The sequence below is a fragment of the Saccharopolyspora sp. NPDC000995 genome, from assembly GCF_053599315.1.
This window is the reverse complement of sequence record NZ_JBSFLZ010000099.1, coordinates 1-20,455: the sequence shown is the minus strand read 5'-3', so window position 1 is coordinate 20,455 and position 20,455 is coordinate 1. Positions and strand designations below refer to the sequence as shown.

Sequence of the window (20,455 nt, the reverse complement as noted above, 5' to 3'; positions counted from 1 at the left end):
GTCAGCCCCTCCGGAATACGACGCCGTGTCCGCCATCCGGGTAGGTCCAGGTGATGGCGCCGGCCTTGTTGCAGATCTGGTAGCAGGTGCCGCATTCGAAGCACTGCTCGTAGTTGAACAGGATCCCGCCGTCACCGGTGAGCACGAACAGCTTCGCCGGGCAGGCGTTGACGCATTCCTTCGTGGTGCAGGCCCGGCAGATCTCGGCGTCCACGGTGATGTGCGGGCGGTCGCCTACCTGGAAGTCGATGGTGCCCATCCGGTCATCGAACGACACTTCGGGGTACTGGCGCATGTTCACTGCTTCCTACTTATTGATCAGAGTTGATCGCCAGTTGGATGCTTCGCTGTCCGCTCGCAGGCTGGAATCCTGGTCACGGATCTTGCGATCGGAAAGGCCCATGTTGATCAAACCGTAGCGCTGCCGCACCTCGCCGCGGGCGCGCTCCAACCGGAGAGCCAGCTCCGCCATCTGCGCGTACTTGCCAGCGTTGCGTTTCTGCGAGTACGCGACCCTGATGACCTTCACCAGACCATCCGGCCGCAACCGGCGGTCTTGCGTCCCGTTTCGGCGAAACTCGGCTGCACAACCTTCCACCCGTCGGCATCGGTGAAGTACCAACGTCCGGCAGGACCAGACCAAACGGTGGCGCATCCTTTTTGATCCTGCCGGTGCGCAGTGCCAGCCGAGCGACCTGCCGTCCGCGCGAATCCGCCGGTGGGATACGTCCCAACCATCGTTGCCGACCATAGTCGACAGCCAACAAGAAACATGCACCAGGTCGCCTCTCATTCAGCCGAAGACCCGGAAGCCGGCCCAGGCGTCGGCGGCGAGTTGCCGCAGCCGGACACCGTGCCGGGCGGCGGTTTTTCGGAACAGCTTGCCGAGCCCGGGTTTTGGTTTCGGGTTGCGGACCGTGAAGACCTCCTGGGCGAAGTCGCACAGCAGCCGCGGGTATTGCCGTTGGACCCGGTCGGAGAGGACCAGGTTCGGGGCGCCCTGCAGGTTTTTGTGGTCGGTCAGCACGAAGTTGTCCTCCAGCCGCTTGCGGTAGCCAGCCAGCCGGGTGGGGTCGCCCGCGGCGATGGCTTCAGCGGCGGTGCGGCCTGCGGCCAGGCCGGAGCCGATCGCGAAGTTGACGCCCTCCAGCCAGATTCCCGCCGCCAGGCACATCGCGGCCGCGTCCCCGGCGACCAGCAGGCCGTCCGCGGTGAGCGGCGGCATGCTGCGGTAGCCGCCCTCCGGGATCAGGTGTGCGGAGTACTCCTTCAGCTCCGCGCCGCGCAAGTAGGGTGCGATCGCCGGGTGGGCTTTGAGGTCCGCGAGGACTTCCTCGGGGCGTCGGCCGGATTTGGCCAGCCCGGTGAGCGACAGCACCACGCCAACGCTGATGGTTTCGCGGTTGGTGTAGAGGAAGCCGCCGCCGGGGATTTCTCCGGTGCAGCCGACGATTTCGAAGTCCGCGCCGTCGTCTCCGTTTAGCCCGAAGCGTTCTTCAATCGTTGTTCTCGGTAGGGAAAGGGTTTCCTTCACCCCGAGGGTTTGGTGTTCGGGGTCCGTTTGCGGGAGCAGCCCGGCTTGCTTGGCCAGGAACGAGTTGACGCCGTCGCAGGCGACGACGAGTTGCGCCCGGATGTCGCCGTCGGGGCGGTCGGTGCGGACGCCGACCACGCGTCCGGAGGCGTCGCGCAGCAGCTCGGTGGCGACGGTGGAGGTCACCAGCTGCGCACCGGCGTCCACTGCTTTGCCTGCCAGCCATGCGTCGAAATCCGCGCGGTAGGTCGTCATGCCGTTGTACGGGGCGCTCCCCCATTCCTGCGTGCGGAGGTCGACGGTGAGGGCTTGGGCGGGGGTCATCATCATGGTGCTGCGACGAGTGACCCACCGCTGGACCGGCACGTCTTCCCACCAGCCGGGCAGGACTTCGTCGAGCACCCGGCCGTAGACGACACCGCCGTAGACGTTCTTCTCGCCGGGGAAGGGGCCGCGTTCCAGGAGGATCACGCTGTGCCCCGCCCGGGCCAGCTCCAACGCCGCGGCCGAACCGGCCGGGCCCGCCCCGACCACCACGGCGTCCGCACTGGACTGTTCAGCCATCGGCGGCTCCGTTCAGTCGGCGCGCCAGTTCGCGCAGGACTTCGGGCGCGTCGGCGACGATGCCCAGGTCGGCCATCGCGGTCATCGGGCACGACGGGTCGGTGTTCACGCTGACCACGTGCGCCGGCCGGCCCAGGCCGCCGACGTGCTGCGTCGCTCCGGAGACGCCGAAGGCGACGTAGAGGTCGGGGGCGACGACGACGCCGGTGGTGCCGATCTGGCGATCGTGCCCGGCCCAGCCCGCGTCGGTGATCACCCGGGTCGCGCCGGTGGAGGCTCCTAGCGCGGCGGCCACCTCGGTCAGGGTGCGCATCACCGCCGTGCCGTCCTCGCCCGGCCGCAGCAGCCCGGCTCCGCCGCCGAGGATCCGCTTGGCTTCGGCAAGTTCGACGGTTTCGGGATCCGGTTGGAGGATTTCGACGACCTCGGCGTCGAGCACGTCCGGAAGGGTGACGGCCAGCTCGACTGGTTCCGGGGCCGCCACCGGCCGCGGCGTGCCGCGCACGCCCGGGATGAGGGTGACCACGGCCGGTTCGTCGAGGGCGACCCGGACTTCCAGCGAATCGTCCAGCCTGGACAGATCGATGTGCTTCGGGGCGCACCGGGTCGCGCCGGCGAACAGCGGTCGTTCGCTCTGGAAGGCAAGGCGGGCGGCGATGTCGCGGCCGTCCGGCGAGGCCGGTAGCACCACGACGTCGACCGCTTCGAGCAGCGGCGCCAGCGCTGCGGCCAGCGCGCCGGGCGCGATCCTCGGCACCTCGGCGGTCCAAATGCGCTGCGCAGCCGTGAAAGCGCTAGCCGCCTCCGGTGTTCCGGTTCCGGCCACGAGGACCGCGCCGTCGCATTCAGCCGCCGTTTCGTCGGCACCGTCAGGCAGAGTTGCGTCGCGGACGATCACGACCGCGAGCATCTCCGGCAGTCCGTTCACAGGCCCACCGCCACTCGATGTCCTTCGATGACTGCGGCGTGCGCGCGGCGCGGCGTGATGCAGTCGCCGGCCCTGTGCACCGGGAAAGGGGCTTCTTTCAACTCGTGCCACAGGGCGTCGTCCGGGGTTTGGTGCGCCGCGCACACGACCCAGTCGAAGCGGGCCTCGGTCATCTTCTCTGTGGTGTGCTTGAGGATTTGCAGCACGACGCCGTCCGATTCGGCCGATGCCGACATCACGACCTCGTCGGTGCGCTGCTCGATGCCTTTCGCATGTGCGCGGACGTTGAAGGTCTCCATGTCCAGGGTCACGCCGAGGTCTTGGCAGACCACCATGCCCGGCGTGGAGATCTGGACCCGGCACCCGCGGTCGGCCAGCAGCTCGGCGACCGAGGCCGCCTGGTGGAACCCCAGGTCGTCGACGAGCAGCACGTCGCCCGCCGGGGTTGCGCGACCTTCCAGGACATCGCGGACGTCGACGATCCGGTCGAGGCCGCCGGCCCAGTGCACCGGCTGCGGCCGGGCCCCGGTCGCGAGCACGACCACGTCCGGGTGCTCGTCGCGAAGCATCTCCGCCGTCGCCGCGACACCGGTCTTGACGTCCACGCCAAAGCGCTCGCATTCCGCGCGCAGGTTCCGTACCACGTCGAGGAATTCGGCGCGGCTAGGGACCGTCGCTGCGACGGCGACCTGCCCGCCGGTCGCCTGTTCCCGTTCGAACAGCGTCACGTGGTGGCCCCGCTCGGCCGCGGTCGACGCGGCTTGCAGGCCCGCCGGTCCGCCCCCGACGACGAGCACCCGCTTGCGCGCCCGGGGTATCGGCAACGCCACGGATTCCTTGCCGGTCCGCGGGTTCTCGATGCAGCCGAGCCAGCGGTTCAGGCCCATCCGCCCGACGCATTCCTGGTTGCAGGACAAGCACGTCCGGATGTCGCTGGCGTTACCGGAGCGGGCCTTGGCCGCGAAGTCCGGGTCCGCGATCTGACCGCGCACGACACCGATCAGGTCGCAGTGGCCCTCTTCGAGCGCGCGCTCGGCCTGCAGCGGGTCCTTGATCCGCCCCACGCCCACCACGGGCAGCCGCACGGCGCGGCGGACGGCGTTGGAGATGAACAGCGCGTAGCCCGGCGGGATCGCCATCGATGCCTCGATCATGTAGAGCGTCGAAGTGGCCACGCCGATGGAGGTGTTGATGTAGTCGACCTTACCGGTGGCCTCCACCATGCGCGCGACCTCGACCGCCTCGTCGATGGTGATCCCGCCCTCGATCAGCTCGTCGCCGCACAGCCGCACGCCCAACGCCCGGTCGGGACCGAGCGCCTCGCGCACCGCGTCGATGATCTCCAGCAGGAGTCGTGCGCGGTTGACCAGCGTTGCGCCGTAGGCGTCGGTGCGCTCGTTCGTCGCCGGGGAGAGGAAACCGCGCACGATCGACGAGTGCGAGCACTGCAGCTCGACGCCGTCGAATCCGCCCTCCGCGCAGTGCCCGGCAACGGTGCCGTACCCGGCCACGACCTCGGCGATCTCGCGGGCGTCGATCGCCTTGGGCACCTCGCGGAACATCGGATCCGGCACGGCGGACGGGGCCCACACCGGCAGCCTGGAGTACATCGAGGACGCCTGGCCGCCGTTGTGGTTGAGCTGGGCGAAGATCGGGACGCCGTGGGCGTGTACCGCTTCGGTGATCCGGCGGTAGCCGGGCACTGCCGACCGGTGGAAGCCGTGGATCAGCTTCTCGTACGGCCAATCCGTCGGGTGCGTCGAATGTTCCTCGGTAATCACCAGACCGGCGCCACCGGCGGCGCGCGCCGCGTAGTAGGCGGCGTGCTGCTCGCTGGGCAAGCCGTCTTCGGCGTAGTTCGTCAGGTGCGCCGAGAACACGATGCGGTTGCGCACGGTCACCGGGCCGATCCGCAGCGGCGAGAACAGGTAGCGGCTCATCTCGGCCCGCCCCCGGTCAGCGCGGCGATGTCGCGCGCGGCACGGCGTCCTTCCAGGATCGCCTCGTGGATGGTCCTGGGCGCCACGCAGTCTCCGGCCCGCGGCCACTTCGCCAGCTTCGGGTTCGGCCGCCGATGTCCACAGTGGATCATTGTCGCGCACGGCAGGGTTCTGCGCTCGGCGGTGAAGGTGTCCTCCAGGACCACATGATCGGGATGGACTTCCCGCAGCAGCGAGCGCTTCTCCAGCCGGACCCCAGCGCGTTGCAACCGCCCGTTGGCATCGGCCAGATCGCCGGTCAGGGCCAGTTGCGTGCCCACGACCTGGTCCTGCGTGACGATCGCCGTCTCCCACCCCTGCCCGGCCAGCAGCTCGGCGGCTCCTACCCCGACCGCGTCCCCGACCGGATCGAACACGACCACCGGACCAGCCGCCGGGGGACAGCCTCCGAGCAGGGCCACGACGTCGACGACCGTGCCGCCGAGGACTTCGTACGCGCGGGGTCCGGGGACCGATCCGCTGGCGACAAGCACTTCCCGGTCGGTGTCCAGGTCGGCTTCGGTGATCTCGGTGCCGAGCGTGACGCGCACGCCGAGCCGGCGCACCTCCGCCACCAGCCAGTCCACGATCGCGCGCAGCCGACCGCGCCCGCCGACCTCCGCCGCCAGCGACGCCGTGCCGCCGAGCCGATCGGAGCGCTCGACGATCTCGACGGCATGCCCGCCCTCGGCCAGCACCCTCGCTGCTTCCAACCCGGCAGGCCCGCCGCCGACGACCAGCACGTTCCGCGGCGGCCCGGCCACGCTCCCGTTTTCGCCCTCGTGCCCGCTGAAGGGCTCGCCGATGCACGAGACCATGGGGTTGCGGTTGTCCCGGACGCGGCACTTCTGGTTGCACAACACGCAGGGACGGACCCGGTCCGCGTGCCCGGCGCGGACCAGCTCGACCAGCCGCGGGTCGGCGATCTGCGCCCGGGTCATCTCGACCAGATCCGCGACACCACCGTCCAGCGCTTGCTGCGCCTGCTCGTGCTCGACGACGCTGCCCTGCAGCACCACCAACGCCCGTCCGCCCACGGCCTCGCGGATCTGGCGGCACAGGTCGATGTTGAAGCCCGGCTCGGTGTGCAGATCGGGCCGCGTCGCCGAGGTTCCCATCGCGGATCCGCGCACCACCACGAGGTAGTCGATCCAGTCCAACACGGCCTCGACAATCCTGGCGGCCTGCTCCGGGGTGATTCCCGCCCAGGGCGCGAGTTCGTCACAAGACAGCCTCAACCCCACCACGCGGTCACCGACCGCGCGGCGAACGGCAGTCAGCACATCGCTCAACAGCCGTGTTTTGTCCTCACCGTAGGCATCGCCGCGCTGGTTGGTCAGCCCGGACAGGAACTGGCGGAGCAGCGAGAACTGGCCCGCCTCGATCTCGACGCCGTCCAACCCGGCCTGCACGGCCGATTCCGCCGCGGCGGCGAAACCCGCGACGAGCTCGTCGATCTGGCCCTGCTCCATCTCCATCGGCATCTCGCGGCTGGCCACGTCCGGCACCCGCGACGGCGCCCACAGCGCGCTCTGCGAGAACGCCGAAGCTCCCTGCGAGCCGGAGTGCCCGAGGCCGGCGAGCACCACCGCGCCGTGCGGCCGGCAGGCCTCGGCGACAGCGGCCCAACCCTGGCCGCACTCCGCGGCGAGCGGTGCGCGCTCGTAGGGCCAGTCGGAGGCGTGCACGCTGGCGGTCTCGGTGACGATCACGCCTGCACCGCCGGCCGCCCGCGCCGCGTAGTAGGCCACGTGCCGGTCGGAAATGCCGCGGCCACGGCCCAGGTTCGTCTCGTGCGGCCCGAACAGCACCCGCGACGGCGCCGGCACCGCGCCCAGCCGGACACCGTCGGTCAGGCTCACGACTGGCTCGCCAGCGGGCTGGAGTCGCACGGCTTGGTCGGCACCGATGGCATGCCCAGCCCGACCCGCCGCCGCGACGACCGGGAATGGTCCTGCGACGCCTTCGGCAACCCCGAACGGTCCACAACGGACAGTGCGGTCCGTCCGTGCCCCTTCACGCACTCCGGATCGGGGCCGTCCAGCGGCAAGCCGGTGAAGAACTTGGCCGCCATGCAGCCGCCCTGGCACGCGTCGAACTCCGAGCACGACTGGCACGCACCGCCGGACTGCGGCTGCCGCAGCTCGGTGAACAGCTCAGATTCCCGCCACACCCGGGCGAATCCGCCGACATCTCGCACGTTTCCGGCCTTGAATGCGTCGTGGATCGCGAACGGGCACGCGTACACATCACCCACCGGGTCGATCAGGCACACCACCCGACCGGCACCGCACAGGTTCAACCCCGGCAGCGGAGTCGACCCCAGGGCGTTCAAGTGGAAGAACGAGTCCCCGGTGAGCACGTGGTCGCCATGCTCGACCAACCACGCGTAGATCTCGCGCTGCTGCGCGTCAGTCGGATGCAGCTCGTCCCACACGTCCGCGCCGCGCCCCGACGGGCGCAACCGGGTGATCCGCAGCTGCGCGCCGAACCGATCCGCGGTGGCCTTGAAATCGTTCAGTTGCGACACGTTCTTCCGGGTCATGACCACCGAGATCTTGAAGTCCCGCATGCCCGCCGCCGACAGGTTCTCCAGCGCGCGCATCGCCATGTCGAACGACCCTGGACCGCGCACGGCGTCGTTCACTTCGCGCGTCGCGCCGTCCAGGGATATTTGCACGTCCACGTAATCGGTGGCCGCGAGCTGCCGGGCGCGCTCGGCATCGATGCGCAGCCCATTGGTGGAGAACTTCACGCCCACCTGGTGCTCGATGGCATAGTCCAGCAGTTCCCAGAAGTCCGGGCGCACCGTCGGCTCACCGCCGCCGACGTTGACGTAGAAGACCTGCATCCGCTGCAACTCGTCGATCACGGCCTTCATCTCGGCCGTGCTCAGCTCGCGCGGATCCCGTCGCCCGGACGATGAAAGGCAGTGCGCACAAGCCAGGTTGCAGGCGTAGGTCCACTCCCAGGTCAAGCAGATCGGGGCGGCCAGCCCGCCCTTGAACTGCTCCACCAGCGACGGCACGGGCGCCGGTTGCACAGCAGTCATCTTCGACTCCACTGGTTCGGACGGCTCGGGTCAGGTGCGGACTCGCAATTTCGCGCGGAATCGATGCTTCCGAGGCAGGGGCGGTGGCGGTTTCGCGGGAAATCGCCACCGATCATCGGGGCCGGATCATGTCCGTGGCCGCCAGCGAGGACAGCGCCCGCCGGAACTGCGCTCGGCGCTGCGCCGGGACTTCCAGCAGGGCGTCCTCGACGCTGGCGTGCTCGACGAGCCCGCGCACCAGGTCCACCAGCTCGGGAACCTTCAGCAACGACAGCTTGCGGTTGCCGAAGTGGTACGCGAGCGCCCCGAAAGGCTCGGGGCGCAACGCGACCTGCGGGTTCAGCCGGTAACCGCGACTCGAATCGAATTCCGCTGCACGGGCCACCGCTAGTAGACCCCGCACATCCCGTCGATCGAGACCTCTTCGACCAGCAGGTCCTCTTCGACCGCCGGTTCCGCGGCGGCAGTGCCCATTTCGTGCTGTTCGTCAGCCATGCGATGCTCCTCGTCGAGAGGGCCGAACCGGGTCGGCCGACCTGGCCACTTCGGCTACCATATTTGCACCGAGTGCATTTTGGAAGACCTGGAGATGCATCCTTTGGGGCACAACGCCATTGGCACAGACCAGCACCCCGGTGGTCGACGGAAGGTGACCACCGCCGCCGAACTGGAGCAGGTCGCCTTCGAGCTCTTCGACGAACAGGGCTTCGAGAACACCACCGTCGCCGACATCGCCCGCGCGGCGGGCATCGCGCGGCGGACGTTCTTCCACTACTTCGCGTCGAAGAACGACGTGCCCTGGGGCGACTTCGACGGTGAACTGGACCGGATGCGCGCGGACTTCCGTGCTGCGCCGCCGGAAACCCCGCTGATGGACGCGATCCGCCACTGCCTGGTCGAGTTCAACCGGGTCACCCCGGAGCAGGTTCCGGCGCACCGCCGCCGGATGCGGCTCATCCTCGGGGTGCCCGCCTTGCAGGCCCACTCGACGCTGCGGTTCCAGGCGTGGCGGCAGGTCATCGCCGAATTCGTCGGCGAACGCCTCGGCCAGCCCGAGAACGCCCTCACGCCGCAGGCCATCGCCTACGCCACGCTCGGCGTCGCCATCGCCGCCTACGAACAGTGGCTCGGCAGAACCGATTCCGAACTCACCGAACTGCTCGACACCGCGATGCGCGAACTGGCCGCAGCATTCGGGCGGCCGGACGCCCAGTGACCTCCGGCCGCCCGCAGCCGGGGATGAACGCCAGCACGACGCGGTCGACCTCCTTGAAACCGGAGACGTCGAGGTCAAATCGCACTCCTCGTCGAGTGGCGTTCAAGGTCGCGTATGGCTTCCCGAGCATGGAAATCCCGGGACGCGGTCACGGGGCGATCCCGGAGCCTGCCGGCCCTCGAACTCGTTGCGACGCAGCGGATTTTCAGCGCGCGGCGTTGCGGACTACCAGGACCGGGCAGGGCGAGTGGTGGATCAGCTTGTGGCTGGTCGAGCCCAGGTGGGCACCGGCAACGCCGCCGCGGCCGCGCGCGCCCACCACGACGAGCTGCGCAGCCGCCGCGCGGGCGAGCAGCTCCGCGGTCGGTGATCCGCGGCCGACGAACCGCAGCACCTCGACGTCGGGGAACCGCTCGCCCCAGCCCGCCAGGACCTCGCCGACGTACCGCTGCTCGTTCTCGCTGACCTCCTGCTCCGACAGCCGGGTGCGCAGCCACTTGAGATCGATCCCGACCACTTCCCAGGTGTGCACGACGTGCAGCGGCACGGCCCGGGAGGCGGCCACCGCGAAGGCGTGCTCCAGCACGGGCTCTGCCGACGCGGCGTCGTCCATCCCGGCCACGACCGGACCGGTTACCGGGAAGCGCAGCGGCTCACCGACATCCGGCACGACCACCACCGCGCAGCGCGCATGCGCGGCCACCTTCACCGCGACGGCACCGGCGAGCAGGCCGGTGAAGCCGCCGAAACCGCGATCACCCACCACCAGGAGCTCGGTGCGCGCGGACTCCGCGATCAGCACCTTCTCCGCCGTGCCTGGCACGGAGGCGGCTGTGACGGACACCTCCGGCGCCTGCTCGCGCGCACTCTCGGCGGCGGCGTCCAGCCAGTGCGCGACCTCGCCGCGGACGAGCGCCGGGTCCGCTTCGCCGAGCACACGTTGGGCGGTCGCGTCCGCGTAGACGATCCGGAGATCGACCCCGCGCCGCGCCGCCTCCCACGCCGCCCAGCGGGCCGCGTTCCGCGCAACCGCCGAACCATCGACGCCCACGATCACTGGGCTACCGTTCATGCCCGCCTCCCCGGTGCTGTCGGGATCACGGCACCAGGGTGGTCCAGTCCGCCCCGACTCGCTCGCCGGAACTCAAGCGGCCCGCCAGCGAGCGGTCGTCGCAGCCCACCTGGTACGGGCTTCGGCCCGCGCCGCGTGGTCGAACATGGTCGAACACGGCGTCGCCAATCGTCCACAACGGACTTTCCTACGATGTCAGACCAGCGGGCGGCCGGCCCTGATGCGGCGGCGCGAGTCCCAGAGGATGAGGTTGAACGGGAACCGGCGCAACACCGGCGGCAGACGTCGCACGACCGCCGCAAGCGCCGATGTCAGCGCGTCGAACCGGCGCTGGTCCCGATCGGTCCACGACAGCCGCATCTCCTCCCGGAAGCGCGCCGGGAGGAATCCGGTGGTGACGAACCTGTTGAAGCGGCCGAAGACCAGCGTCACCGGGCGCGGCAACCAGGCCAAGGCCATCACGTCGTAGAGGTACCCGCGCACGGTGTCATCGATCGAGATCCGGTCCAGCGACTCGGTCCAGTACTGCTCGAAGGCGCCCCGATCCGGCGGCCACGCCTCGGGTGGGACCTGCAGGGTCGTGCCCAGCATCGCGCCTTCGCGGTAGAAGGCCTCGACGGTCGCGGCATCCGGCTCGCCGGAGAAGATCCGGTAATTGTCCTCGAAACCCTTGTACAGGCAGGCAGCGACCCACAGCTGCAAGTCGGCGTCGAAGGCGTTGTAGGCGACCGGGCTCGAATCCGTCGAGCGAACCTGCGCATGGGCGCGGCTCACCCCGCGCCGGAACAGCTCCTTCTCCCGCTCGGTCCCCATCGTCGCGACCACCAGGTAGGCCAGGGTCGTGCGGGTCCGCTTCACCGGGTGCCTGAACAGCTGGCCGCTGTCGACCCGGCTCTCTACGACCCCATAGCCCACCTCGGGCCGGGCGAGCTGCATGATCACGTTCGCGTTGCCGGCCAGCAGGCCCGCGCCGACCACCGCATCGTCGATCCGCCTGGACTTCGCCGCCGAAACCGCCACAGTCCGTCACCCTCCGCGCCGAGGCCACTTCTGCACACGGGCGTTTCCAGATAGGAAAACAGTGGTGTCACCGATCTGTCAAGATGGGCGGATGAGCACATCTCCACTGCGGGTCTACGGCGGAGTGCAGGGCGATGAGCGCAAGGCCGAACGCCGCGCGCAGCTCACCGAGGCCGGGCTCGACCTGCTGGGCGCGCCGAGCGACAGCCCAACACTGACGGTGCGCGGCGCTTGCCAGCATGCGGGCCTGGCGACGCGCTACTTCTACGAGAGCTTCGCCGACCGCGACGCGCTAGCCGCCGCGGTCTACGACCACGTCGTGGACGACCTCGCCGCCACAACGCTGGACGCGGTCACCTCGGCAGCACCGGGTGAGCGGGCAAAGGTCCGGGCCGGGCTGGAGAACATCGTCCGCACGATCGCGCGGGACCCGCGGCGCGGCCGGCTGCTGTTCTCGATCTCGCTGGCCAGCCCCCTGCTGGCGCAGCGCCGGCTGGATTCCTCCAGACTGTTCGCCGCGCTGCTGGGCGGGCAAGCGCAGGGCTTCTACGGCATCACTGACAGCCCACACCTGGAACTCACAACGCATTTCATCGTGGGCGGCCTGGCGCAAACGCTGACGGCATGGCTGGACGGCACCCTCGAGCTCGACGAGGCAAGGCTCATCGATCACTGCACGGAGATCTTCCTGGCCATCGCCGCAGGATTCAACACCTGACACCGTTTCCAGCGGCCGCCCCGACGGGAGCACCCCAGCTCCACCTCGCCAACTGGGGTGAAGCGAACGGACAGTGCGCGCCACCTAGCGAGACGAACAGGCCGTTCGCTTCAGCTTGCCGCGCGGGCGATCTCGGCGCGAACGCCGAGCAGGCGGACCGGGCGGTCAAGCGGGAACCGGCCGAGGGCGGCCTGGGCGGCGCGCTCGATGGCATCGGCTTCGCGGGTGTGAGCCGGGAGCGACACTCCGTGGGTGTGGGTGGCGAAGCGAGAATCGCGCACCTTCACCACGACCCGGCGAGCCAGGGCGTCCTCGGCGGCCAGGTCTTCGGCGACGGCGCGCGACAGGCGGGTGATCTCCGAGCGCATCTCGGCTTCGTCGCGGAGATCCTTCTGGAAGGTGACCTCACGGCCGTGCGAGCGCGCCTGGTAGGGCTCGTCGGTGACCGGCGTCGAGTCGTAGCCGTGCGCGAGCGCGACGAGCCAGGGCCCGATGTTGGGGCCGAATTCGCCCGCGAGGTCGGCCATCGCGGTCCGCGCCAGGTCGCCGACGGTGGCGATGCCGCGCGCCGCGAGCTTCTTCGCCGTCTTCGCCCCGACACCCCACAACGCCTCCGTCGGCCGCGACGCCATCACCTCGACCCAGTTGGACACGTCCAGCCGGAACACCCCGGCGGGTTTGGCCAACCCGGAGGCCAGTTTGGCGCGGAGCTTGTTGTCGCCGATGCCCACCGAGCACGCCAGGGCGGTTCGTTCCCGCACGTACTGCTGCACCGATCGCGCGGTGAACTCGGCGTCCTCGGTGTCGACCAGCATGAACGCCTCGTCCCACCCCGCGACCTCCAGGATGCCGCCGACCTCCCGCAGCGCCGCCATCACGTCGGCGGACGCAGCGAGGTAGGTCTCGCGGTCGGCGGGCAGGAACACCGCCTCCGGGCATCGGGCTGCCGCAGTGCGCAGCGGTGTCCCGGAGCGGACCCCGAACTTCCGGGCCTCATAGGACGCCCCGGCCACCACGCCGCGCTCCTTCGGGTCGCCGGACCCGCCGACGAGCACCGGTCGTCCCCTCAGCTCGGGATGTCGCAGCAACTCGACCGCGACGATGAACTGATCGAGATCCACGTGCAGCACGACCCGTTCCACGCTGTCAGCATCGACGGATTTCACGAATTCCGCCAGAGCGGCTCGCCGGCAGACCCGAACCACGTGCCAGGTACAACCATCCACTTCGGACACCGTGCTGCGGTACCGGCCGGGTGCGCGACACTGGTGGGGTGAGCAAACGAAGCGCCGGCATCCTGCTGTTCAAGGTCGAGGACGGATCACCGCAGGTCCTCGTCGTGCACCCGGGCGGTCCGTTCTGGCAGAAGAAGGACGCCGGGGCCTGGTCCATCCCCAAGGGCGAGCACGAGCCGGACGAGGACGCGATGGCCGCGGCCACCCGCGAGTTCGCCGAGGAGACCGGCATGCGGTTGACCGGCCGTGAGCTCTCGCCGCTCGGCGAGGTGAAGCAGCGCAACGGCAAACTGGTGACGGCCTGGGCCGTCGAGGGCGACTTCGAGGCGAACGCCCTGCGCAGCAACGAGTTCGAGATGGAGTGGCCGCCGAAGTCGGGCCGCCGCCAGAGCTTCCCGGAGGTCGACCGCGCCCTGTGGTGCGAGCCGGGAACCGCCCGCGAAAAGCTCAACCCTGCCCAAGCCGAGTTCGTCGACCGACTGCTCGACCTGCTGCGCGCCTCCGGCCGCCTGCCGTGAGAACTGCGTTGCCGACGGGCTTCGGCGTCGGGCAGGCAAATGCGGTATTTGCGCGTCGGCCTCGACGGCACCTTCCGCACCCAACGCAAGCACACCTGCTCGCGCTGATGCAACCGGTGGGTGATCGCCTTCGGCACCAAGTTCGCCGTCGTGCAGCCGGGAAGGCTGTCCGTCGGGGACAAGGTCGTTGTCGACGCCAGCGCGAAGCGGAGGAGACCTAGCCCGTGCCAGCAAGAACGTGTTTAGCTCTCGGGAAGATCGGCCGACGCGCAATCGCCGTTGAATTGGCCGTTCAGCCGACCTGCGCCGAGGCGAGTGCGAGACCGGCGAGCCCGGTGGACGACACGACTCCTCGGAAGATGGACAGCGCTTTTGCTCGCTCGGTCGTCGGCTCGCGAAGTTCCAGCACCTGGGCGGCCGGGACAGCGAGGTCCTCCAGAGCCCGAACGCACCGGTAGTAGGTCAGGCGGTCCGGGTCGATGGCCACCGGCCCGTAACCGGCGAAGAACCACTGCTGTTCCTCCTGGCTGACCGGCGCGAACGGGAGCAGGACGCCGCCGATCACGAACAGGAGGTCCCGTTCGCGCGGCGCGAGAACCGCATCGTCCCAGTCGATCAGGAACACGTCCGCGCCGCGCAGCAGCAGGTTCCCCAGGTGCGGATCACCGTGGCAGACGACGTTGGGCGCGTACTGCGCGCGGAGTTTCCGCCCCAGGGCGTCGGCCTGCGTGAGCAGCGCCGCGATGCGGTCCGCCGCGGCGCGCCACTCCGAGGTCAGGGTGCGCACCAGGTCATCGGCCGGAAGCTCGCCGGTGGTGCATTCGCCGTGGAGGACGCGAACGGCCGATGCCCAACGCTCATGCGTGTGTTCCTCGCGAGGCAGCGACTTCGGCGCATCCGCCGCGGACATGGCGTGCACCTGCGCGAGCATCGCCCCATAGGCCTCCCAGTGTTCTGCCGTCATCCCACCATTGCACGCGCCCTCGTCGGATGCCCACGGTGCCAAGGACAACCGACGCCCCGCGCGCTCGCTCCACAAACCGCAGCCACGCGTCGGCACCGGTCCGACGACCCCCGGCACCCCTCGCTCGGCGAGCCACGCCGACACCGCCAGCCCGGCCGTCGTGCCGCCACCGCTCCACTTGACCGCGTACCGCTCCCCCTCGGCAGAAGTCCCGCGCCAGGCTCCTGCGGCCACGTCGGCGCCGTTCCCGACCGGATCGATCGCCACGAGATCGATGTCGAAGTCCTCCCGAACCCACGCGCGCAGGTGCCCAGCAGCGACGATGTCGGACATGCCCGGACCTAACCACGACAACCCGGGATCGCGCCAACGAATTTCGCCGATCGTGGCTGGGCGAGCCGGATGGCTGCACAATCGTCGAAATGACCGTTGCGGAGTTGCACGCCGAGTTCGGCGCCCTGAACCCCGACGAACTGCGGTGCCGCCGTTCGCAGAAGTGGGCCTTGGTCGCCCCCGACGTCCTGCCCGCCTGGGTAGCCGAGATGGACTACCCGCTGTGCCCGGTTGCCCGGAACGTGCTGCTGGAACTGGTCGAACGATCCGATTTCGGCTACCCGGTGGCCGACGGTCGGGTTGCACCGCGGCCAGGCCGGTTTCCTGGCCTGGCTGGACGTCCACGAGCTGGGCCCGGACCCGGCGGACGTGCTGCTGCGCGAGGCTCGGGTACGGGTCAACGCCGGAACGCGATGCGCCCCGCCCGGCTCGACGGCCGGACGGGGCTTCATCCGAACCACGCGACCTCGCTGCCGCTGCTGGACGAGCTGCTCGCGCGGTTGGGCTCAGTCGCCGATTGACTTTTCGCGGCCTTCCTTCGCTGCGAACAGCGCGATCAGCGTGATCACTCCCATCGCCGCCAGGTAGACGCCGACCTAGCCCAGCCCGTAGGAACTGGCCAGCCAGGTCGCGATGTATGCGGCGACGGAGGCGCCCAGCAGGCTGGCGACGTTGTAGGACACCGAGGAGCCGGTGTAGCGCATCGCGGTCGGGAACAGCTCCTTCAGCACCGCGCCCATCGGCCCGAGCCCGACGACCAGGAACGAGACCGTGGCCACGTCGGAGCCGGCGCCGAATCCACGGGCCCAGCAGCACGGCCGAACAAGATGATCGCGGTGGTCGTGACGATCAGCGCGGGCCGCCCGAAAGCGGTCGGCCAGCCTACCGGCCAGCGGCACCGTCAGGCCGAAGAACATCACGCCGGCCATCAGCATGACCAGGAGCTGCGAGCGCTCGTAGCCCAGCCCTGTCTTGGCCGTGCCGAAGGACAGCGAGAACACCGTCATCAGGTAGAACAGCACGTAGAAGGCCCGATCATTTGCTGGGGCGTTGCCGACAGCCATGGCGCCGAAACCTTCCTCGTTAACACGGATGGACTACGGCACTGCAATCCCCGGTCGACCACATGATGAAACACATCTTCCACATAGTGGACATCCTCACGGCCAGCAACGGCCTCCGGCGAGCGAAGCGCCTTCGTCCGACCGGATGATCAACGCGGCGGGTGATGCCTCCGCGATGCCGCGGATTCCTAGACTTGGCTGGTTTCCCCCCGAAGCCCGCCGATCACGCGCGGTAGCGCAGGAGGAGTGTGCGGTGTCTGCCGAAACCGAACGCGAGGACCCCTCCGAACGCGGCGAACCGAGTCGGCTGCGCGGCGAGGAGCTGAACTACATTGGGCTGCCGATCGGCGGCATCGGCTGCGGGCAGCTCCACCTGGGCGGCGACGGGCGGTTCTGGCTCTGGGACGTCGACAATCGGATCGCCCCGGCCAACATCAACGATCTGCACTTCACCCGGCCGATGCTGCCGAGCTCCCCGGTCGAGCACGGCTTCGCGGTGCGCGTCAAGGGCGGCGACGACGTGCGCACCCGCTGGCTCGACGCGCGGGGCTTCCCGGACGTGACCTTCGCGGGGCGGCCACCGGCGGCGGAGGTCGACTACGCCGATCCGGAAGAGCCGGTGCGGGTCAGGCTCGATGCGTGCTCGCCGTTCATCCCGACCGAGATCGACGACAGCTCGTACCCGGCGGTGTTCCTCGACTACACCGCGGCCAACTCCGGACCGGCCACAGTGGACGTCGAGATAGCCGGTTTCATGGCGAACCCAGTGTGCCTGACCAGCCGGCACACCCGCCCGCTCCGCCTGCGCTCCCAGGAGTTCGCGCTCGAGGGCGCGACCGGTGTGCAGTTCACCGCGGTCGAAGGCGCCGCCGACAATCCGGCGCGCCCAGACCTCGTGCTGGAGGACTGGGAGAAGCCCGACTACTCGGGCTGGTCCACCACCGGGGACGCGTTTGGCGCCGGCCCGGTCCGCACCCTCGACCGCCCCGGCTACCAGGGCGAGGCGGGGGCGTTCGGGATGCGGATGGTCGATTCGCACGCGAGCGCGCCAGGCAACGACGCGGCCGCCAGGGACCGCGCGACCGGGACGCTGCGCAGCGAGCCGTTCCGGATCGACCGCAACTACCTGCGGTTCCGCATCAGCGGCGGGAACTACCCGGGCACGTGCTGCCTGAACGTCGTCGTGGACGGGGACGTCGTCGGCACCGCCACCGGTTCCTTCAGCGACCACCTGGCCGACCGCGCGCTCTACGTGGGGCCGTGGCAGGGCAAGGACGCGGTCGTCGAGATCATCGACGGCGAGACCGGGCCGTGGGGGCATGTCGGGGTCGACCAGCTCCGGCTCACCGATCACGCCCCGGCGCAGCCCGCCCTGCCGGAGCTGCCGGATCATGGCAGCGCCGCCCTCGCCGCGCTCGGCGCCGACCGGGCGCAAGTGCTCCCGGCTGCGGTGTCCTGGGATTCACCGGAAGACGTCTTCGAGCCGATCCCCGGTTCATCCACAGTAGACGGTCTGGCCGAACGCAGCGCCGCAGTGGTCCGGGTGGGCGTGACACTAGCTCCTGGTGAGCAGCGGACGATCCGGTTCGTGCTGGCCTGGTTCTTCCCCGTGCCGGACCGGGAGGGACTGTCCTTCCTCGAGCACAGCCGGGAGCTGCTGCGGCACTACGCGGCCCGGTTCGGCAGCGCACAGGACATCGTCGCGCACCTGGCTCGCGAGCAAGAACGCCTGATCGACGGAACGCGGGCGTGGCAGCGCACCTGGTACGAGGACTCGACGCTGCCGCACTGGCTGCTGGAGCGGGTCGCCACCAACACCACGATTCTATCGACGTCGACCTGCTACCGGTTCGCCGACGGCCGGTTCTACGGCTGGGAAGGCGCCTACTGCTGCGCCGGAACCTGCACGCACGTCTGGCACTACGCGCACGCGCTCGCCCGCCTGTTCCCCACCGTGGAGCGGGACACCCGGGAACGCGTGGATCTCGGGATCGGGTTCCACGCCGCGACCGGCCAGCTGAGCATGCGCGGCGAAGCCGACCGGAGCCCGGCGGTCGACGGGCAGGCCGGGACGATCCTGCGGATCTACCGCGAGCACCAGATGTCGCCGGATTCCCAGTGGCTGCAGCGGGTCTGGCCGCGAACCCGGCAGGCGGTCGAGTACCTGATCGCCTCGGACGCGGAGCCGGACGGCATCCTCGACGGCGCTCAGCCGAACACCCAGGACGCCACCTGGTTCGGCCGCAACAGCTGGCTTTCCGGACTCTACGTGGCGGCGCTGCGGGCCGGTGCTGCGATGGCCGGCGAGGCCGGCGACGACGCGTTCGCCCGGCGCTGCGCCGCGCTGGCGGCGAACGGGACCGAGGTGATCGTGCGGGACCTGTTCAACGGCGAGTACTTCGTGCACGAACTCGATCCGGCGCACCCCGGCACGGTCAACACCAACCGCGGCTGCTTCGCCGACCAGCTGCTCGGCCAGAGCTGGGCCGCTCAGCTCGGGCTGCCCCGCGTGCTGCCGCCCGAGCCGACCCGGTCGGCGCTGCGCAGCATCTGGCGGCACAACTTCGTGCCACGACCGATGGAATACCGGGAGAACAGCCCGATCGAAGGCGGGCGGATCTTCTACGACGCGGACGTCCCCGCGCTGGTGATGTGCACCTGGCCGAACGGCGGCGCCGACGAGGCCGGCAACAACTGGTCGGTGAGCTACTTCAACGAGGCCTGGCACGGCATCGAGTACCAGGTGGCGGCACACCTGATCGCCGAAGGCATGGTCGACGAGGGCCTGGCGGTCGCCCGCTCCGTGCACGACCGCTACGCCCCGCTGCGCCGGAACCCGTACAACGAGATCGAATGCAGCGACCACTACGCGCGCTCGATGGCCAGCTTCGGCACCTACCTGAGCGCCCTCGGGTTCGAACACCACGGCCCCGGCGGCCATTTGGGCTTCTCCCCCAAGATCGGCCCGGAGAACTTCGCGGCGGCCTTTACGACGGCGGAAGGCTGGGGCACCTACCGCCAGACCCGCGCGGAGTCGGAGAGCACCAGCACGATCGACCTACACCACGGACGCCTGAACCTGCGAACCCTCCGCCTCGACACCACCAGCCGCGTCCTGCGGGCCACCCTCGATGGCACACCCATCGAGGTGCACCCGAGCGCCGCCGAGTCAGGCCCCCTTCTCCGCTTCCCCGATACCTGCACGATCAACGCCGGCCAACGCCTCCACATCGAACTTGCTACAGCAGACCAAAAGGCTCACGGCCGGTCTCCTGGTTCGGACGGATGTCCTGGGAGGATTCCCCGATCATGACGACGTAGCGGCCGGGGCCGATCCGCCATCCTCCAGATGCCTCGTCCCGATAGGACAGGACTCGTGCGGCCAGGGTGAATGACACCTACGCCGACTCGCCCGGTTCCAGGGCGATCTTGCGTAATCCCCCGAGCAGCCTGGGTGGTTGGCGGACATCCGTGCTGGGCGCGGGTAGGCCGAGGTAGACCTGCGGGACCACGAAGCCTCGCCGACGATGGCCGGTGTTGGTCACCGCCAGGCTGACGGTCGCGCCATCGACCTGCAGGTCTTGGTAGTCGAACGTGGTGTAGGACAGGCCGTGGCCGAACGGGGAAGCCGGCTCGATCCCCGCCTCGTCGTAGTGCCAGTAGCCGACGGACACTTCCCTTCGTAGTGCACGTCCGCGCCCACTCCCGGATATATCGCCGGGTCGCCCGCCGCCGGCAGTTCTGCTTACGGAAACCATGACACGGGCATGCGCGTGGTCCGCGCGTATTGCGAGGGCCGCCGTCTTGACAGGGCCGCCGTCTTGACAGGGCCGCCGTCTCACCGGCTCGCGGAACGAGTTCGCAAACGGCCTCTACACACGTGCAACCGGGGCGGTGTCGAACTTCCGGTGTTTTTGCTTCTGCTGCTTGGGTTTCGTCGTCGGGATAGATTCTTTCACCTGATCAAGCGACCATTAAGAACGTGCGAACAGGCGTTCTAATGCGGGAGAATGTGGGTATGACACCGCTGTTGAACACCCAGGACCCGGTTGCGGGCACCACTGGTGCCCGGGTCGGCGATGTCGTGCACGGACACCGAACTCGCCACCCGCGAACCGCGTGCCGGTGGGCAGCGTCCGCACCTGAGCATCGCCATCGACTTCGAGGACTTGAAAAAAGGGCTGCGGGTTCCTCGCCTCCGACACCGGTATGCCCGGCACCCTCAACACCGAACGGGCCATCACCGCCGAAAACGCCC

22 protein-coding genes are annotated in these 20,455 nt (G+C 69.5%); 5 read left to right on the top strand and 17 right to left on the bottom strand.

The window, feature by feature from the left end:
• Position 1 precedes the first annotated feature (1 nt).
• From ACWDKQ_RS26335 to mftA, 9 genes are all read right to left on the bottom strand, one after another.
• Entirely contained in the window at positions 2–295 is a 294-nt protein-coding gene (locus ACWDKQ_RS26335) for a ferredoxin family protein (protein ID WP_450141447.1), read from the bottom strand.
• A 12-nt stretch (positions 296–307) separates the two neighbouring features.
• A complete protein-coding gene (locus tag ACWDKQ_RS26330) occupies positions 308–529 on the bottom strand; it encodes a hypothetical protein (RefSeq protein ID WP_450141446.1) in 222 nt (73 codons plus the stop codon).
• Positions 530–793: 264 nt separating this feature from the next.
• On the bottom strand, positions 794–2,098 hold the full coding sequence (locus ACWDKQ_RS26325; RefSeq protein ID WP_450141445.1) for an FAD-dependent oxidoreductase: 1,305 nt from the start codon (positions 2,096–2,098) through the stop codon (positions 794–796).
• Complete coding sequence (locus tag ACWDKQ_RS26320) at positions 2,091–3,026, bottom strand: mycofactocin-associated electron transfer flavoprotein alpha subunit (RefSeq protein ID WP_450141444.1); 936 nt, start codon at positions 3,024–3,026, stop codon at positions 2,091–2,093. Before ACWDKQ_RS26320 ends, ACWDKQ_RS26325 begins: the two co-directional genes overlap by 8 nt.
• Entirely contained in the window at positions 3,023–4,966 is a 1,944-nt protein-coding gene (locus ACWDKQ_RS26315) for a mycofactocin system FadH/OYE family oxidoreductase 2 (protein ID WP_450141443.1), read from the bottom strand. Before ACWDKQ_RS26315 ends, ACWDKQ_RS26320 begins: the two co-directional genes overlap by 4 nt.
• Positions 4,963–6,867: a mycofactocin system FadH/OYE family oxidoreductase 1 gene (locus tag ACWDKQ_RS26310; RefSeq protein WP_450141442.1), complete on the bottom strand. Its 1,905-nt coding sequence runs from the start codon at positions 6,865–6,867 to the stop codon at positions 4,963–4,965. Before ACWDKQ_RS26310 ends, ACWDKQ_RS26315 begins: the two co-directional genes overlap by 4 nt.
• Positions 6,864–8,057, bottom strand: coding sequence for a mycofactocin radical SAM maturase (gene mftC / locus ACWDKQ_RS26305; protein ID WP_450141441.1), 1,194 nt, complete (start codon positions 8,055–8,057; stop codon positions 6,864–6,866). The genes ACWDKQ_RS26310 and mftC overlap by 4 nt, the downstream gene beginning before the upstream one ends.
• Positions 8,058–8,169: 112 nt before the next feature.
• Positions 8,170–8,442: a mycofactocin biosynthesis chaperone MftB gene (gene mftB / locus ACWDKQ_RS26300; RefSeq protein WP_450141440.1), complete on the bottom strand. Its 273-nt coding sequence runs from the start codon at positions 8,440–8,442 to the stop codon at positions 8,170–8,172.
• Between the two features lie 2 nt (positions 8,443–8,444).
• The gene (gene mftA, locus ACWDKQ_RS26295; RefSeq protein ID WP_190816751.1) at positions 8,445–8,552 is read right to left on the bottom strand and encodes a mycofactocin precursor MftA; all 108 of its coding nucleotides are present in this window, start codon (positions 8,550–8,552) and stop codon (positions 8,445–8,447) included.
• Between the two features lie 154 nt (positions 8,553–8,706).
• Here mftA and mftR point away from each other — a divergent pair, with 154 nt between their 5' ends.
• Entirely contained in the window at positions 8,707–9,273 is a 567-nt protein-coding gene (mftR, locus tag ACWDKQ_RS26290) for a mycofactocin system transcriptional regulator (protein ID WP_450141439.1), read from the top strand.
• A 205-nt stretch (positions 9,274–9,478) separates the two neighbouring features.
• Here the strand turns inward: mftR and ACWDKQ_RS26285 are convergent, their stop codons facing one another.
• The 3 genes from ACWDKQ_RS26285 to ACWDKQ_RS26275 are packed head-to-tail and all read right to left on the bottom strand — an operon-like array spanning position 9,479 to position 11,365.
• Positions 9,479–10,345, bottom strand: a complete 867-nt coding sequence (locus ACWDKQ_RS26285; RefSeq protein WP_450141438.1) for a universal stress protein — start codon at positions 10,343–10,345, stop codon at positions 9,479–9,481.
• 25 nt (positions 10,346–10,370) lie between these two features.
• Positions 10,371–10,523 carry a hypothetical protein gene (locus ACWDKQ_RS26280; protein WP_450141437.1) on the bottom strand — a complete coding sequence of 51 codons (153 nt, stop codon included), beginning with the start codon at positions 10,521–10,523 and terminating at the stop codon, positions 10,371–10,373.
• Between the two features lie 17 nt (positions 10,524–10,540).
• Positions 10,541–11,365, bottom strand: coding sequence for an oxygenase MpaB family protein (locus ACWDKQ_RS26275; protein ID WP_450141436.1), 825 nt, complete (start codon positions 11,363–11,365; stop codon positions 10,541–10,543).
• Positions 11,366–11,456: 91 nt separating this feature from the next.
• Here ACWDKQ_RS26275 and ACWDKQ_RS26270 point away from each other — a divergent pair, with 91 nt between their 5' ends.
• The gene (locus ACWDKQ_RS26270) at positions 11,457–12,083 is read left to right on the top strand and encodes a TetR/AcrR family transcriptional regulator (protein ID WP_450141435.1); all 627 of its coding nucleotides are present in this window, start codon (positions 11,457–11,459) and stop codon (positions 12,081–12,083) included.
• 110 nt (positions 12,084–12,193) lie between these two features.
• On the opposite strand, the gene ACWDKQ_RS26265 is transcribed toward ACWDKQ_RS26270, so the two are convergent.
• Positions 12,194–13,249 carry a DNA polymerase IV gene (locus ACWDKQ_RS26265; protein WP_450141434.1) on the bottom strand — a complete coding sequence of 352 codons (1,056 nt, stop codon included), beginning with the start codon at positions 13,247–13,249 and terminating at the stop codon, positions 12,194–12,196.
• Positions 13,250–13,356: 107 nt separating this feature from the next.
• On the opposite strand from ACWDKQ_RS26265, the gene ACWDKQ_RS26260 reads away from it, so the two are divergent.
• Positions 13,357–13,836 carry an NUDIX domain-containing protein gene (locus ACWDKQ_RS26260; RefSeq protein WP_450141433.1) on the top strand — a complete coding sequence of 160 codons (480 nt, stop codon included), beginning with the start codon at positions 13,357–13,359 and terminating at the stop codon, positions 13,834–13,836.
• Between the two features lie 292 nt (positions 13,837–14,128).
• Here the strand turns inward: ACWDKQ_RS26260 and ACWDKQ_RS26255 are convergent, their stop codons facing one another.
• Complete coding sequence (locus tag ACWDKQ_RS26255; RefSeq protein WP_450141432.1) at positions 14,129–15,133, bottom strand: phosphotransferase; 1,005 nt, start codon at positions 15,131–15,133, stop codon at positions 14,129–14,131.
• A gap of 89 nt (positions 15,134–15,222) precedes the next feature.
• Here ACWDKQ_RS26255 and ACWDKQ_RS26250 point away from each other — a divergent pair, with 89 nt between their 5' ends.
• A complete protein-coding gene (locus ACWDKQ_RS26250; protein WP_450141431.1) occupies positions 15,223–15,654 on the top strand; it encodes a hypothetical protein in 432 nt (143 codons plus the stop codon).
• A gap of 75 nt (positions 15,655–15,729) precedes the next feature.
• Here ACWDKQ_RS26250 and ACWDKQ_RS26245 read toward each other — a convergent pair whose 3' ends face one another.
• Positions 15,730–16,197 carry a hypothetical protein gene (locus ACWDKQ_RS26245; protein ID WP_450141430.1) on the bottom strand — a complete coding sequence of 156 codons (468 nt, stop codon included), beginning with the start codon at positions 16,195–16,197 and terminating at the stop codon, positions 15,730–15,732.
• A 253-nt stretch (positions 16,198–16,450) separates the two neighbouring features.
• On the opposite strand from ACWDKQ_RS26245, the gene ACWDKQ_RS26240 reads away from it, so the two are divergent.
• Positions 16,451–19,510, top strand: coding sequence for a GH116 family glycosyl hydrolase (locus tag ACWDKQ_RS26240; protein WP_450141429.1), 3,060 nt, complete (start codon positions 16,451–16,453; stop codon positions 19,508–19,510).
• On the opposite strand, the gene ACWDKQ_RS26235 is transcribed toward ACWDKQ_RS26240, so the two are convergent.
• Both ACWDKQ_RS26235 and ACWDKQ_RS26230 read right to left on the bottom strand, forming a co-directional pair.
• Entirely contained in the window at positions 19,437–19,595 is a 159-nt protein-coding gene (locus ACWDKQ_RS26235) for a fibronectin type III-like domain-contianing protein (RefSeq protein ID WP_450141428.1), read from the bottom strand. The genes ACWDKQ_RS26240 and ACWDKQ_RS26235 overlap by 74 nt on opposite strands.
• Positions 19,596–19,871 carry a hypothetical protein gene (locus tag ACWDKQ_RS26230; RefSeq protein ID WP_450141427.1) on the bottom strand — a complete coding sequence of 92 codons (276 nt, stop codon included), beginning with the start codon at positions 19,869–19,871 and terminating at the stop codon, positions 19,596–19,598.
• Positions 19,872–20,455: the final 584 nt, after the last annotated feature.